Raw genomic sequence first — 13455 nt, forward strand, 5'->3', positions numbered from 1 at the left:
TCGTGCGCGTGATGCGCAACCGGTACGGTCAGCGCACTTCGGCGAGCTGCTCGAGGATGGCCGGATTCTCGAGCGTGGACGTGTCCTGCGTGATCGCTTCACCCTTGGCGAGCGAACGCAGCAGGCGCCGCATGATCTTGCCTGAGCGCGTCTTCGGCAGGTTGTCGCCGAAGCGGATGTCCTTCGGCTTCGCGATCGGCCCGATCTGCTTGCCGACCCAGTCGCGCAGCGTCTTCGCGAGCGCCGCGGCCTCCTCGCCTTCCGGGCGCGAACGCTTGAGCACCACGAACGCGACCACCGCCTCGCCCGTCGTGTCGTCAGGACGGCCGACCACGGCCGCCTCGGCCACCAGCTCGTGCGCGACCAGCGCCGATTCGATCTCCATCGTGCCGAGCCGGTGGCCCGACACGTTCAGCACGTCGTCGATCCGGCCCATGATCGTGAAGTAACCGGTGTCCTTGTCGCGCACGGTGCCGTCGCCGGCGAGGTATAGCGTGCCGCCGAGTTCTTCCGGGTAGTAGCTCTTCCTGAAGCGCTCCGGGTCGCCCCAGATCGTGCGGATCATCGCCGGCCACGGGCGCTTGACGACGAGAATGCCGCCTTGCCCGTTCGGCACGTCCTGGCCGGTTTCGTCGACCACCGCGGCCATGATGCCCGGCAGCGGCAGCGTGCACGAACCCGGCACGGTCGGCGTCGCGCCCGGCAGCGGCGTGATCATGTGGCCGCCGGTCTCGGTCTGCCACCACGTATCGACGATCGGGCAGCGCGCCTGGCCGACGTGCTTGTGATACCACATCCAGGCTTCCGGATTGATCGGCTCGCCGACCGTGCCGATGATGCGCAGGCTCGACAGGTCGTAGCTCTTCGGGTGCACCTTGTCGTCGGCTTCGGCGGCCTTGATCAGCGAACGGATCGCGGTCGGCGCGGTATAGAACACGCTGACCTTGTGGTCGCCGATCATCTTCCAGAAGCGGCCGGCGTCCGGCCAGGTCGGCACGCCTTCGAACACGACCTGCGTGCCGCCGCAGGCGAGCGGGCCGTACGTGATGTACGTGTGGCCGGTGACCCAGCCGATGTCGGCCGTGCACCAGAACACGTCGGCCGGCTTCCAGTCGAAGGTCCACTTCATCGTCTGCGCGGCCCACAGCAGGTAGCCGCCGGTGCTGTGCTGCACGCCCTTCGGCTTGCCGGTCGAGCCCGACGTATACAGGATGAACAGCGGATGCTCGGCGCTCACCCATTCCGGCTCGCAGGTGTCGGATTCGGCGGCCGTGAGTTCGTGCATCCACAGGTCGCGGTCGGCATGCCAGTCGATCTTGCCGCCGGTGCGGCGATAGACGATCACGCTCTTCACCGCCTCGCAGCCGCCCAGCGCGAGCGCCTCGTCGGCGATGCTCTTGAGCGGCAGCGTCTTGCCGCCGCGCGCCTGCTCGTCGGCCGTGACGAGCGCCGTCGCGCCGACGTCGACGAGCCGCTCGTTCAGCGACTTCGCGGAGAAGCCGCCGAACACGACCGAGTGCGTCGCGCCGATGCGCGCGCAGGCCTGCATCGCGACGATGCCTTCGATCGACATCGGGATATAGATGACGACGCGGTCGCCCTTGCCGATGCCGCGTTTCTTCAGCGCATTCGCGAAACGCGACACGCGCGCGAGGAGATCCGCATAGGTGACGCGCGTGACGGTGCCGTCGTCGGCTTCGAAGATCACCGCGACGCGCTCGCCGTTGCCGGCTTCGACGTGACGGTCGAGGCAGTTGTACGACGCGTTCAGCTCGCCGTCTTCGAACCACTTGTAGAACGGCGCGTTGCTCTCGTCGAGCACTTTCGTGAACGGCTTGTGCCACGCGAGGCCCTCGCGCGCGAGACGCGCCCAGAAGCCTTCGTAATCGCGCTCGGCCTCGGCGGCGAGCGCCCGGTAGGCCGGCATGCCGGAAATGGTCGCCGCCTGCTCGAGCGCCGCGGGCGGCGCAAACTGGCGGGTTTCGTGAAGAACCGATTCAATCGCAGACATCGACTACCCCTTGGTGAACATGAATCCTCTGCATGGCGGCGCGATCGTGCGCGCCGCGCGTCTTGGCCGGCGCATGCGCGCCGCTGTCTCCTACCCACCATCCGCGCGCGACCCGAAGGCCGCCGCGCGATGCTGCGCCGCACCACGTCGCACGATGGCGACCGGGCGACCCGACAGTGTCCACAATAAGCGCTCCAACTTACCCGTCACTTACGCGGCACGGCCGTTTCGCCGGGCGGCGCCGCCTGCAGCTTTACGCTGTAACGAGCGCGACCCTACAATCCTAACTGAACTCGCCTTCCGGATTCCAGCTTGAATCGCTACGCTTTCTTTCTCGTTCTGTCGATGCTGTTCGTCGGCAGCAATGTCGGTATCGGCAAATCGATCGTCGTCTTCGTTCCCGTCGCCATCCTCGCCACACTGCGCTTCGTGATCGCGATCGCCGTGCTGTGGCCGCTGTTCAGCCCGGTGAAGATGCGCACCGTCAGGCGCGGCGAATGGCTGAACCTGTTCCTGCAGGCGTTCTTCGGCACCTTCATGTTCACGCTGCTGATGCTGAACGGCGTGCAGCGCACGAGCGCGGTCGCGGCCGGCGTGATCACCAGCACGATTCCGGCGATCGTCGCGCTGTTCGCGTGGCTGATCCTGCGTGAAAAACCGAACGGCCGTGCGCTGGTGTCGATCGCGCTCGCGATCGCCGGCGTCGTGACGATCAACCTCGCGAACGGCAGCGCCGCCGGGCACGGCGCGTCGTCGTCGCTGACCGGCAACCTGCTGATCCTCGGCGCGGTGTGCTGCGAATCGATCTACGTGATCCTGTCGCGCCGGCTCACGCAGACGCTCGCGCCGATCGACATCTGCGCGTACACGCACCTGTTCGGCCTGTGCCTGATGCTGCCGCTCGGCGCGACGGCCATGTGGCATTTCGATTACGCGAGCGTGCCGGCCGGCACCTGGGCGCTCGTCGTCTGGTACGGCCTGTCGGCCAGCATCTTCTCTTTCTGGCTGTGGATGAAAGGCATCCGGCACGTGCCGGGCAGCCTCGCGGGCGTGTTCAGCGCGGTGCTGCCGGTCGCCGCGGCCGCGTACGGCATCGCGTTCCTCGGCGAGCGCCCGACCCTCGCCCACGGCATCGCACTCGCGTGCGTCGTCACCGGGATCGTGCTCGCGAGCCTGCGTGTGAAACGCACCCCGCCCGTCGCGCCCTGATCCGTCCCCGGCGCCCCGCCCGGTCGCGGGGCGCGTCACTGCAGTCGCGCCGGCCGACGCGTTACAATAGCGCGCCTTTCCGAATTACTACCCCCCGATACACGCCTCCGTTCGCCCATCATGTCCGCCTCGCAGACCGACCCGCATTCGCCCGTCCGTCCCGTCGTCCGCCGCATGCGTCCGCTGCCCAGACTAATCTTCATGAGCCGCTGGCTCCAGGTTCCGCTATACCTCGGCCTGATCGTCGCGCAGGCCGTCTACGTGTTCCTGTTCCTGAAGGAAGTCTGGCACCTGCTGTCGCATGCGACCAGCCTCGACGAAATCAGCGTGATGCTCGCGGTGCTCGGCCTCATCGACGTGGTGATGATCTCGAACCTGCTGATCATGGTAATCGTCGGCGGTTACGAAACGTTCGTGTCGCGCCTCGGCATCGAGGGCCACCCCGACGAGCCCGAGTGGCTCGACCACGTGAACGCGGGCGTGCTGAAGGTGAAGCTGTCGATGGCGCTGATCAGCATTTCGTCGATCCACCTGCTGAAGACGTTCATCAACCCCGACCAGCACACGATGCACGCGATCATGTGGCAGGTGATCATCCACGTGTCGTTCCTGGTGTCGGCGCTCGTGATGGCGTGGGTCGACCGCCTGACGACGCACACGCACCCGGCCCATTTCCACGAGACGCGCGCCCCTGCCGCTGCGTCCCGCAAGCCGGCGGAACATGCCGCCGGCAACGCATTCCCCACTGTCCCCACAGAGTCTCAGCCATGACCGTCATCAAACAGGAAGACCTGATCCAGAGCATCGCGGATTCGCTGCAGTACATCAGCTACTACCACCCGCTCGACTACATCCAGGCCCTCGGCCGCGCGTACGAGCTGGAAGAGAGCCCGGCCGCGAAGGATGCGATCGCGCAGATCCTCACGAACAGCCGCATGTGCGCGGAAGGCCGCCGCCCGATCTGCCAGGACACCGGCATCGTCACGATCTTCGTGAAGGTCGGCATGGACGTGCGCTGGGACGGCGCGACGATGGGCCTCACCGACATGATCAACGAAGGCGTGCGCCGCGGCTACACGCACCCGGACAACGTGCTGCGCGCGTCGATCGTCAATCCGCCGGAAGGCGCCCGCAAGAACACGAAGGACAACACGCCGGCCGTGATCCACTACGAGATCGTGCCGGGCGACAAGGTCGACGTGCAGGTCGCGGCGAAGGGCGGCGGCTCGGAGAACAAGTCGAAGTTCGTGATGCTGAACCCGTCCGACTCGATCGTCGACTGGGTGCTGAAGACGGTGCCGACGATGGGCGCGGGCTGGTGCCCGCCGGGCATGCTCGGGATCGGCATCGGCGGTACCGCCGAGAAGGCGATGCTGATGGCGAAGGAATCGCTGATGGAGCCGATCGACATCCAGGAAATCATCGCGCGCGGCCCGAAGGACTGGGTCGAGGAACTGCGTGTCGAGCTGCACGAGAAGGTCAACGCACTCGGCATCGGCGCCCAGGGCCTCGGCGGCCTGGCAACCGTGCTCGACGTGAAGATCATGGCGGCACCGACGCACGCGGCATCGAAGCCGGTCGCGCTGATCCCGAACTGCGCGGCCACGCGCCACGCGCACTTCGTGCTCGACGGCTCGGGCCCGGCCAAGCTTGAAGCACCGTCGCTCGACGCATGGCCGAAGGTCCAGTGGGAACCGAACACGGAAACCAGCAAGCGCGTCGACCTGAACACGCTGACGCCGGAAGAAGTCGCCAGCTGGACGCCGGGCCAGACGCTGCTGCTGTCGGGCAAGATGCTCACCGGCCGCGACGCTGCGCACAAGCGCATCGCCGACATGCTCGCGAAGGGCGAGAAGCTGCCGGTCGACTTCACCAACCGCGTGATCTACTACGTCGGCCCGGTCGATCCGGTGCGCGACGAAGTGGTCGGCCCGGCCGGCCCGACGACGGCCACGCGCATGGACAAGTTCACCGAGACGATGCTCGCGCAGACCGGCCTGATCTCGATGGTCGGCAAGGCCGAGCGCGGCCCGGTCGCGATCGACGCGATCAAGAAGCACAAGGCGGCCTACCTGATGGCCGTCGGCGGCGCCGCGTACCTCGTGTCGAAGGCGATCCGCGGCGCGAAGGTGCTCGCATTCGAAGACCTCGGCATGGAAGCGATCTACGAGTTCGACGTGCAGGACATGCCGGTGACCGTCGCCGTCGATTCGTCGGGCACGTCGGTGCACCAGACCGGCCCGAAGGAGTGGCAGGCGAAGATCGGCAAGATCCCGGTCGCCGCAGCGTAAGCGCGAACGCCCGAAAGGCCGGACACCTGTCCGGCCTGGGCGGCCCCGCCTCGGCGGCCCCGCCTTTTTGCTTCTCATTCTCATCCCGCCGCGTTGGCCGCTCGGACGAGCGCCGGAAGCTTGGCATTTCGCTTTCGAGCGATTATCTTTCGGTTTCTGAAGCCCCACTGAACAAGGAACAAGCCATGCAAGGCGACAAGAAAGTCATCGAATATCTGAACGCCCAGTTGAAGAACGAACTCACGGCGATCAACCAGTACTTCCTGCATGCGCGCATGTACAAGCACTGGGGCCTCGAGAAACTGGGCAAGCACGAGTACGACGAGTCGATCGGCGAAATGAAGCACGCCGACTGGCTGATCGAACGCGTATTCATGCTCGACGGCCTGCCGAACCTGCAGGACCTGCACAAGCTGCTCGTCGGCGAGGAAACCGAAGAGATCCTGAAGTGCGACCTGAAGCTCGAGCAGATCTCGCAGTCCACCTGCAAGGAAGCGATCGCCTATTGCGAATCGGTTCGTGACTACGTGTCGCGCGAGATCTTCGAAAAGATCCTCGACGACACCGAAGAGCACATCGACTGGCTGGAAACGCAGATCGACCTGATCGGCAAGGTCGGCCTGCAGAACTACCAGCAAACGATGATGGGTTCGCCGGAGTAAGCGCGCTCCACCCTTCCCGCCATCGCCACCCGCCTTTCATGTCGACACCATCCGTTATCGCCGCGACGGCCACGACCGTCGCCCCCATCGGCATCTTCGATTCAGGGCTGGGCGGCCTGTCGGTACTGCGCGCCGTGCGCGCGCAGCTGCCCGACGAATCGTTCATCTACGTCGCCGATTCGCACCACGCGCCTTATGGTCCGCGCGATGAGGCGTTCATCACGGAACGCACGCTGGCAATCGGCGAGTGGCTGGCTCGCGAAGGGGCGAAGGCGCTCGTCATCGCCTGCAACACCGCGACCGCGCGCGCGATCGCCGCGATCCGCGAACACCTGCCGATGCCGCTCGTCGGTGTCGAGCCGGGCATCAAGCCGGCCGTCGCCGCGTCCGCGAGCGGCGTCGCGGGCGTCCTCGCCACGCAGTCGACGCTGAACAGCCCGCGCTTCCAGGCGCTGCTCGACCGCTACGGCGCCGGCCGCCGCTTCATCTGCCAGCCCGGCCACGGGCTCGTCGAGGCCATCGAGCGCGGCGACACGAATTCGCCCGCATTGCGCGCGTTGCTCGACAGCTACCTGCAGCCGATGCTCGACGACGGCGCCGATACGCTGGTACTCGGCTGCACGCATTACCCGTTCTTCACGGAAACGATTCGTGACCTTGTGGGCGACCGCCTGACGATCGTCGACACGAGCGACGCAATCGCGCGCCAGCTCACGCGAATTCTCGACGAGCGCAGCCTGCGTGCGCCGGCCGGCACGCGCGCGGCGCCGCCGCGCTTCTGCTCGACCAGCGACGGCCGCCAGTTGCAGGTACTCGCATCGACGCTGCTCGGTCTCGCCGCACCGGTCGAATCCGTCACCATTTCCTCGCCGAACGCACACGGGTGCACGGCCGCCTGACGCCCTCATCCGGCCCCCTTCTCCGTCAGTAACCCCTTAGGGCCTGTTCACGCTAATAACGGGCTTGCGCTGGCCGCCAGAAGGGCCGAGCGCGAGGAATGCGACGCAGCGAATACTGGACGTATTCGCAAGGAGCATGACGCGGCGATCGGCCCTTCTGGCGGCCAGCCCCACGAATGAATTTTCAAGATCAGGGGAACGTGCCTTGCCGGCCGTATTGCGGCGTCGGGCGTCGCTTGTTTGGCCCGGCCAAACGGCGCTCCTTCCTCCTTGCACTACGGCCGGCAAGGCACGTTCGCAAGCCCGTTATTAGCGTGAACAGGCCCTAAGGGTCTGGTTTTGTTACAAAAAAGCCGGATGCGGGCTTGTCAACGTCCGCAAAATTAATGATAATAATTCGCATTAACGTTAGCTATCGCAACTCACCATGATCGTCTGCGTGTGCAAGTCTGTTTCCGATCGCAAGATTCGCGCGTCCCTCGCAGAGGGCGTGAACTCTTTCGATGAACTCCAGTTCGAGCTCGGCGTGGCCACGTGCTGCGGCAAGTGCGAGGAGTCCGTACGCGATCTCATGGCCGAACAAGGCGTCTGCGCAAGCCAATGCGGCGTCGAGCACCACGCTCACCCGATCCCGGTCACGTTCTACGAACGCAAGGCTGCCTGACCGGCGCCGAGTTTGTGTGCGGCCCAGGCCGCATTCTTGTTTTGACCGTCAGCAAGCCACCGTATGCGCGAGCCAGCGGCTTACCTGCCAAGGAGCCTGTGATGGAATTGCTGATCGGATTTGTGACCACCGTTTGCATCTCGCTGCTGATCTTCCGCAAGTGATGCCGATTCACCCGCCGCGCCCCGGGTGCGACATCGTTCTTTCAAGCTAACATGCAGGCTTCGCATTCCGCTCCTGCCGGCGTCTTGCCGGCCGCACCACGTATGAATCCCCGAGTGATCGTCGTCGCCGTCGGTGTGCTTGCCGCACATGCGATCATGCTGACGGCCGCCTGGCTCCATCGCAACGCGCCGCTGGCGAAAAACGTCGAGGTTCAGTCGATCACCGCGCAACTGATCACGCCTGCGCCGATCGCGCAGCAGGTCGCGGCCGAATCGATTCCGCAACCGACCCCGCCCAAGCCCACGCCGCGCGTGAAGCCGAAGGTCGAGCCGAAGCCGGTGCCGAAGGTGTCGAAGCCGACGCCGCAGCCGGTTGCGCCGTCGCCCGTGCCGTCGCCGACACCCGCCCCCGCGGCCGACCCGACGCCTGCGCCTGCGCCTGCCGCACCGGCTGCCGCCGCGCCGTCGGCCGCGCCCGGCCCGGCGCGCGAGACGATGCAGGTCAGCGCGCCGAAGAATGTCCCGACGCTCCAATGCGCGTTCGTGAAGCCCGACTATCCGTCGATGTCGCGCCGCCGCGGCGAATCGGGCACCGCGTACGTGCATTTCGTCATCGGCGTGACGGGCAAGATCGAAAGCGTCCAGCTGCAGAAGAGCAGCGGCTACCCGCGTCTCGACGAAGCCGCCCTCGCCGCGATGCGCGCGTCGACGTGCCGTCCCTATATCGAGAACGGCCAGGCGATCCGCGCTGCCCGTACCCAGCCCTACAACTTCGGGCTCACCGACTAACACTGCCTCATCCGGAAGATTCGAAAGGAATAAAAATGCAAAGCTACGGTATCGCGCACGTCTGGGCGCAAGGTGATTTCGTCACGCGCGCCATCGCGATCACGCTGCTCGTGATGTCGGTCCTGTCGTGGATCGTGATCGTCATCAAGGGCTGGAACGTGATCCGCCTGAACCGCCTGACGAAGAACGCCGAACAGGCGTTCTGGCATTCGGACGACTTCGACGACGGCATCAAGAAGCTCGGGCTCGCCGCCTCGACGCCGAACGACAACCCGTTCCTCGCGCTCGCGCTGTCGGGCAAGGAAGCCGCCGATCACCACCACCAGACGCAACCGCACCTGCACGACCGCATGGACGTGTCGGACTGGGTCACGCGCTGCCTGAAGGACACGATGGACGAAGGCATCTCGCGCATGCAAAGCGGCCTCGCGATCCTCGCGTCGATCGGCAGCACGGCGCCGTTCGTCGGCCTGTTCGGTACGGTCTGGGGGATCTACCACGCACTGCTCGCGATCGGCGCATCCGGCCAGACGTCGATCGACCAGGTCGCGGGCCCGGTCGGCGAATCGCTGATCATGACCGCCTTCGGCCTGTTCGTCGCGATCCCGGCCGTGCTCGGCTACAACGCACTCACCCGTGCGAACAAGGGCGTGGTCAGCAAGCTGCGCCGCTTCGCGCACGGCCTGCACGCGTATTTCGTGACGGGCGCGAGCCTCGCATCGTCGTCGACGCGCGACGGCCTGCGTCTCGCGACGCGCGCCAGCTGAGACGGGGTGAACCATGGCAATGAACACCGGTTTCAGCGACGATGACGACGATGCAGTGATGAGCGAGATCAACATGACGCCGCTCGTCGACGTCATGCTCGTACTCCTGATCATTTTCCTCGTGACGATCCCGGCGATGCAGCATGCGGTGAAGATCGACCTGCCGCATGCCAGCAGCCAGCCCGTCGACGAGAAACCGCAGACGGTCGACGTCGCGATCCAGGGCGACGGCACGATCCTGTGGGACGACCACACGGTCACGCGCGAACAATTGCAGCAGCGCATCGCGGAAGCGGCAAAACGCACGCCGCAGCCGGAGTTGCACCTGCGTGCGGACCGCAAGGTTGCCTACGAACACGTCGCCGAGGTGATGTCGGATGCGCAGGCCGGCGGTTTGACGAAGCTCGGCTTCGTGACCGAGCCGACCGCAAAAGCGAAGTAACGCACGCGCAATCGGGCGCTCGCCGAATGCACCTGTGACCGGCCCTACCCAATCGGCCGCACACAAAGTAAAAGGCCTTCATCGCCAGATGAAGGCCTTTTTTCATGCGCACGCGGGCGCCTTCGGGCGGCGGGCTCTTTGGCGGTATCGGTTGCGCCTCGAGCAACGCAAATGCGACTCTGCCGTGGTCTGCACGGACTGCGCGTTCTGCCCTATCTGGCTCACAATATATGCGGCCACCTGATTTCGCTCAGAACTTCCTTCACGAAATGGGATTTCAATATAGGCCTGCACGCACGCGCATTCAAGGTTCCGGCGATTGAAACTTGCGATTGCAGGCGACGCTTCAATGACAAAACAAATTTGCCTCGCCGTGCACGCCGTGTTCAGGTCGCCGAAACATCGGCAGCCGCTTCCTTCTTCGCTCGCTCCGGACACCCCGGCTCCTTGTAAGCGCCGTGATCGAGCTTCTCGACCAGATAGTCGACAAACGCACGCACCGCGGGCGGCATCCCCTGCCGCGACACGAACACCGCGTACAGTTGCGGCACGGGCAACGTCCAGCCCGGCATCACCGGCGACAGTTGCCCCGCGCGCAGCGCGTTGCCGTACATCATCTCCGGCAGCGCCGCGATGCCGAGGCCATCGAGCACGGCTTCGCGGATCGTCATCAGGTCGGCCGTCACCAACCGCGGGTCGTGTTCGTGCACGTGACGCGTACCGTCCGGCGCGATCAGGTTGAACACGTGCCGCCCGTCGACGCTCGGCGTATCGAGCGTTTCGAATCCGCTCAGGTCGTCCGGCACCAGCGGCGGCGCATTCTGGCTCAGCAGGCTCGGCGCGCCGACCAGCATCTGCTCGGTGCGCCACAGCGGCCGCACGACGATATTCGCGTTCTGCGGCGGCTCCGAGCGCACACGCAACGCGACGTCGATCGAATCCTCGAACAGGTCGATCACGCGATTCGTCACGCGGACGTGCACCTTCACCTCGGGATAGCGGCGCAGGAATTCGGGCAGGATGCGCGACAGCATCGTCTGCGACAGCGTCACGGGCACACTGACGCGCACCGAGCCGCGCGGCGACGCGCGCAACTGCTGGACCGCGTTCATCGCAGCCTGCGCTTCGGCCAGCATCGCCTGGCAGTGCTGGTAGAACAGCTCCCCCGCCTCGGTCAGCGCGAGCTTGCGTGTGGAGCGCTGCAGCAGGCGCACGCCGAGCGCCGCCTCGAGTTCGGTCAGGCGCCGCGACAGGCGCGATTTCGAGATGCCCAGCACGCGCTCCGCGGCCGAGAAACCGCCATGTTCGACGACCTGCGAAAAGTACATGAGGTCGTTCAGGTTGTGTGCATCGATATTCATCTCATCGTTCCAATTTCAGAACAATCCATTGCGAACTGAGCTGAATTAATAGGCAAACCGGCCAATATAATAGCGCTATGTTTCAAAAATGACGCTATTCCATCTTTCCGAGGCCTGCCGCATGTCGACCGATCGTTCCCTTGACCGCACGTACCCCGCACTTCGCGCGACCGAAGGCGGCGGCTTCGTGGTTCACCGCCCGTTCCCGACCCGGCTGCTGATGGATTTCGATCCGTTCCTGCTGCTCGACGAAATGGGCCCCGTCGACTACGCGCCCGGCGAAGCCAAGGGCGCCCCCGACCATCCGCATCGCGGCTTCGAGACCGTGACCTACGCACTCGACGGGCGCTTCTGTCATCGCGACTCGTCCGGCCATGCCGGCACGCTCGGCCCGGGCGACGTGCAATGGATGACGGCGGGCGCCGGCGTCGTGCACAGCGAGATGCCGGATCCAGAATTCGCGCAGGCTGGCGGCCGCTCCCACGGCTTCCAGCTGTGGGTCAACCTGCCGCGGCGCGACAAGCTGATCGCGCCGCGCTACCAGGAAATCCCGGCCGATCGCATCCCGAGCGCCACGTCGCCGGACGGTCTCGCGCGCGTGCGCGTCATCGCCGGCGAAGCATTCGGCGTCCGGGCGGCGATCGAGACGCGCACGCCGATCCTCTACCAGCATTTCACGCTCGAACCGGGCGCGACGGTCACTCAACCGGTGCCCGCCGGCTATCGCGTATTCGCGTACCCGATAACCGGCACCGGCCTCTATGGGCCTGACCGGCAGGCAATCGACGCCCGCCACTTGGTCACCTATCGCTGCGACGGCGACGCGGTCACGTTTTCCGCCGGCACGGAGCCGCTCGACCTGCTGCTGATCGGCGGCGTACCGCTCAACGAGCCGATCGTCCGCTACGGCCCGTTCGTGATGAATACCGAGGAAGAGATCCGGCAGGCGGTCGTCGACTACCAGACGGGGCGCATGGGCCGCATTGCATCCTGAACCGTGTCGATTCGGGGACGCAGGTGCCGCGATCGCGCGGAATTTGCGTCACAATAACTTCTTGATCCATGTGGCGCCCGCCACCAGAAGGAACCCGTCCCCTTGAACTTCGAACACCTGATCCAGATCAACTCCGACGATCCGGCCGTGCCCACCCTCACCCGCGACCAGCTCTGGGAAGGTCTCGTGCTGCGCGCCGAACAGCCGCAACTGTTCGTGCTCGGTCTCGACAGCTGCGTCGTCCACGAACGGACGGAGACGACGCTCGAACGTGAACTGCACTACGGTCACGCGACCGTGCGCGACCACGTCACGTTCACGCCGAATCAACAGGTCCGCTACGACATCCGCGCCGCCGACGGCGAGATCGGCGGCTCGCTGACGATGACGATCGAGGAACGCGACGACCACGAGCTGTTCCTGCGTTTCGAGTACCGCACGACGCTGGTCGTCACTGACGACAGCGAAGACGCGCGCCAGACGCACGGGATCGTCAAGGAGGCGTACCGCACGTCGGATATCGACACGGTCCGCCTGATCCGCGAGTATGCGCAAGGCCGCAAGGATCCCGATCCCTTGCACTGATGCGACGGCGGCCGCCGCATGCGGCCGCCTCTTTGATTCGTCCTATCAGATTCAAGGTTTCGATCGATAAAGAGTTTTTGTAAATGGGAATAGTTATCATTTAGAATTCATTCCATCGTATCGACAGTCACCGATCAACCGAATGACCGACACCATGCGCCCGACCACGCTGACCTTGCGCCGCCCGATCGGCACCGCAGGCAGCAGCCGCCAGAAGACGGCAGCGGTCACCACGCCGGCGAAGCCCGCCGGCAACCGCGATGCAGGCACGCGGGTCGTCAGCAGCGATGCGCTGCTGCAAGGCCAAAGCCACGTCAGCATCGCGCATAACGGAGAGACCTATCAGTTGCGCGCCACGCGGCTCGGCAAACTGATCCTGACGAAGTAACGACCGAGTATTGTGGGGACCACCTCCCTGAGAGGTGTTGGGCATTAGCCAGCGTAACGGCTTGCACGCGAGATCTAGACCCCTTCGTGCAAACACACTCAAGCAGCCGTTGCAGCAAGCCAAGCCACTTTTTTGGTTCTCGCAGCAAAGACAAAAGCGACACGTCGAAGGACGTGTCGCTTTTTCATTTCATGCACGGCATGCGGCGCGGCGGTCTGCGCACAGGCCT

General features: G+C 65.3%; 14 protein-coding genes. 12 read left to right on the forward strand and 2 right to left on the reverse strand.

Translation table 11 applies throughout. The features are described from left to right. Positions 1-28 precede the first annotated feature (28 nt). Complete coding sequence (gene acs, locus WT26_RS15410; protein WP_059528389.1) at positions 29-2011, reverse strand: acetate--CoA ligase; 1983 nt, start codon at positions 2009-2011, stop codon at positions 29-31. Positions 2012-2323: 312 nt separating this feature from the next. Here acs and WT26_RS15415 point away from each other — a divergent pair, with 312 nt between their 5' ends. From WT26_RS15415 to WT26_RS15455, 9 genes are all read left to right on the forward strand, one after another. Then, positions 2324-3220 (forward strand): DMT family transporter, encoded by an 897-nt coding sequence (locus WT26_RS15415; protein ID WP_069273202.1) that lies wholly within the window; start codon positions 2324-2326, stop codon positions 3218-3220. Positions 3221-3340: 120 nt separating this feature from the next. Then, positions 3341-3991 (forward strand): TIGR00645 family protein, encoded by a 651-nt coding sequence (locus tag WT26_RS15420; protein WP_081333735.1) that lies wholly within the window; start codon positions 3341-3343, stop codon positions 3989-3991. After that, complete coding sequence (locus WT26_RS15425; RefSeq protein ID WP_059642274.1) at positions 3988-5511, forward strand: fumarate hydratase; 1524 nt, start codon at positions 3988-3990, stop codon at positions 5509-5511. The genes WT26_RS15420 and WT26_RS15425 overlap by 4 nt, the downstream gene beginning before the upstream one ends. A gap of 185 nt (positions 5512-5696) precedes the next feature. Next, positions 5697-6173: a bacterioferritin gene (gene bfr, locus WT26_RS15430; RefSeq protein ID WP_011352652.1), complete on the forward strand. Its 477-nt coding sequence runs from the start codon at positions 5697-5699 to the stop codon at positions 6171-6173. 38 nt (positions 6174-6211) lie between these two features. Beyond that, entirely contained in the window at positions 6212-7072 is an 861-nt protein-coding gene (gene murI, locus WT26_RS15435; protein WP_069273203.1) for a glutamate racemase, read from the forward strand. A 427-nt stretch (positions 7073-7499) separates the two neighbouring features. Continuing rightward, positions 7500-7736 (forward strand): (2Fe-2S)-binding protein, encoded by a 237-nt coding sequence (locus tag WT26_RS15440; protein WP_011352654.1) that lies wholly within the window; start codon positions 7500-7502, stop codon positions 7734-7736. Between the two features lie 215 nt (positions 7737-7951). Continuing rightward, the gene (locus tag WT26_RS15445) at positions 7952-8689 is read left to right on the forward strand and encodes an energy transducer TonB (RefSeq protein ID WP_069273204.1); all 738 of its coding nucleotides are present in this window, start codon (positions 7952-7954) and stop codon (positions 8687-8689) included. 35 nt (positions 8690-8724) lie between these two features. Beyond that, positions 8725-9456: a MotA/TolQ/ExbB proton channel family protein gene (locus WT26_RS15450; RefSeq protein WP_059528373.1), complete on the forward strand. Its 732-nt coding sequence runs from the start codon at positions 8725-8727 to the stop codon at positions 9454-9456. Positions 9457-9469: 13 nt separating this feature from the next. Next, entirely contained in the window at positions 9470-9898 is a 429-nt protein-coding gene (locus WT26_RS15455; RefSeq protein ID WP_059528371.1) for an ExbD/TolR family protein, read from the forward strand. Between the two features lie 386 nt (positions 9899-10284). Here the strand turns inward: WT26_RS15455 and WT26_RS15460 are convergent, their stop codons facing one another. Next, positions 10285-11259, reverse strand: a complete 975-nt coding sequence (locus WT26_RS15460; RefSeq protein WP_021163408.1) for a LysR family transcriptional regulator — start codon at positions 11257-11259, stop codon at positions 10285-10287. Positions 11260-11380: 121 nt separating this feature from the next. Between WT26_RS15460 and WT26_RS15465 the strand changes: the two genes are divergently transcribed. The 3 genes from WT26_RS15465 to hemP all read left to right on the forward strand — a co-directional run bounded on the left by WT26_RS15465 (position 11381) and on the right by hemP (position 13226). Further along, the gene (locus WT26_RS15465) at positions 11381-12253 is read left to right on the forward strand and encodes a pirin family protein (protein WP_069273205.1); all 873 of its coding nucleotides are present in this window, start codon (positions 11381-11383) and stop codon (positions 12251-12253) included. 102 nt (positions 12254-12355) lie between these two features. Then, on the forward strand, positions 12356-12838 hold the full coding sequence (locus WT26_RS15470) for an SRPBCC family protein (RefSeq protein WP_027786893.1): 483 nt from the start codon (positions 12356-12358) through the stop codon (positions 12836-12838). A 142-nt stretch (positions 12839-12980) separates the two neighbouring features. Next, positions 12981-13226 (forward strand): hemin uptake protein HemP, encoded by a 246-nt coding sequence (gene hemP, locus WT26_RS15475; protein WP_069273206.1) that lies wholly within the window; start codon positions 12981-12983, stop codon positions 13224-13226. Positions 13227-13455 lie beyond the last annotated feature (229 nt).

This window comes from Burkholderia cepacia, from assembly GCF_001718835.1.
GTDB lineage: Bacteria > Pseudomonadota > Gammaproteobacteria > Burkholderiales > Burkholderiaceae > Burkholderia > Burkholderia cepacia_F.

Excerpts from the sequence above, each read along its gene's own strand:
- acs (WP_059528389.1), bottom strand. The coding sequence starts at position 2,011 with ATGTCTGCGATTGAATCGGTTCTTCACGAAACCCGCCAGTTTGCGCCG.
- WT26_RS15420 (WP_081333735.1), top strand. The coding sequence starts at position 3,341 with ATGTCCGCCTCGCAGACCGACCCGCATTCGCCCGTCCGTCCCGTCGTC.
- WT26_RS15425 (WP_059642274.1), top strand. The coding sequence starts at position 3,988 with ATGACCGTCATCAAACAGGAAGACCTGATCCAGAGCATCGCGGATTCG.
- bfr (WP_011352652.1), top strand. The coding sequence starts at position 5,697 with ATGCAAGGCGACAAGAAAGTCATCGAATATCTGAACGCCCAGTTGAAG.
- murI (WP_069273203.1), top strand. The coding sequence starts at position 6,212 with ATGTCGACACCATCCGTTATCGCCGCGACGGCCACGACCGTCGCCCCC.
- WT26_RS15440 (WP_011352654.1), top strand. The coding sequence starts at position 7,500 with ATGATCGTCTGCGTGTGCAAGTCTGTTTCCGATCGCAAGATTCGCGCG.
- WT26_RS15445 (WP_069273204.1), top strand. The coding sequence starts at position 7,952 with ATGCAGGCTTCGCATTCCGCTCCTGCCGGCGTCTTGCCGGCCGCACCA.
- WT26_RS15450 (WP_059528373.1), top strand. The coding sequence starts at position 8,725 with ATGCAAAGCTACGGTATCGCGCACGTCTGGGCGCAAGGTGATTTCGTC.
- WT26_RS15455 (WP_059528371.1), top strand. The coding sequence starts at position 9,470 with ATGGCAATGAACACCGGTTTCAGCGACGATGACGACGATGCAGTGATG.
- WT26_RS15460 (WP_021163408.1), bottom strand. The coding sequence starts at position 11,259 with ATGAATATCGATGCACACAACCTGAACGACCTCATGTACTTTTCGCAG.
- WT26_RS15465 (WP_069273205.1), top strand. The coding sequence starts at position 11,381 with ATGTCGACCGATCGTTCCCTTGACCGCACGTACCCCGCACTTCGCGCG.
- hemP (WP_069273206.1), top strand. The coding sequence starts at position 12,981 with ATGACCGACACCATGCGCCCGACCACGCTGACCTTGCGCCGCCCGATC.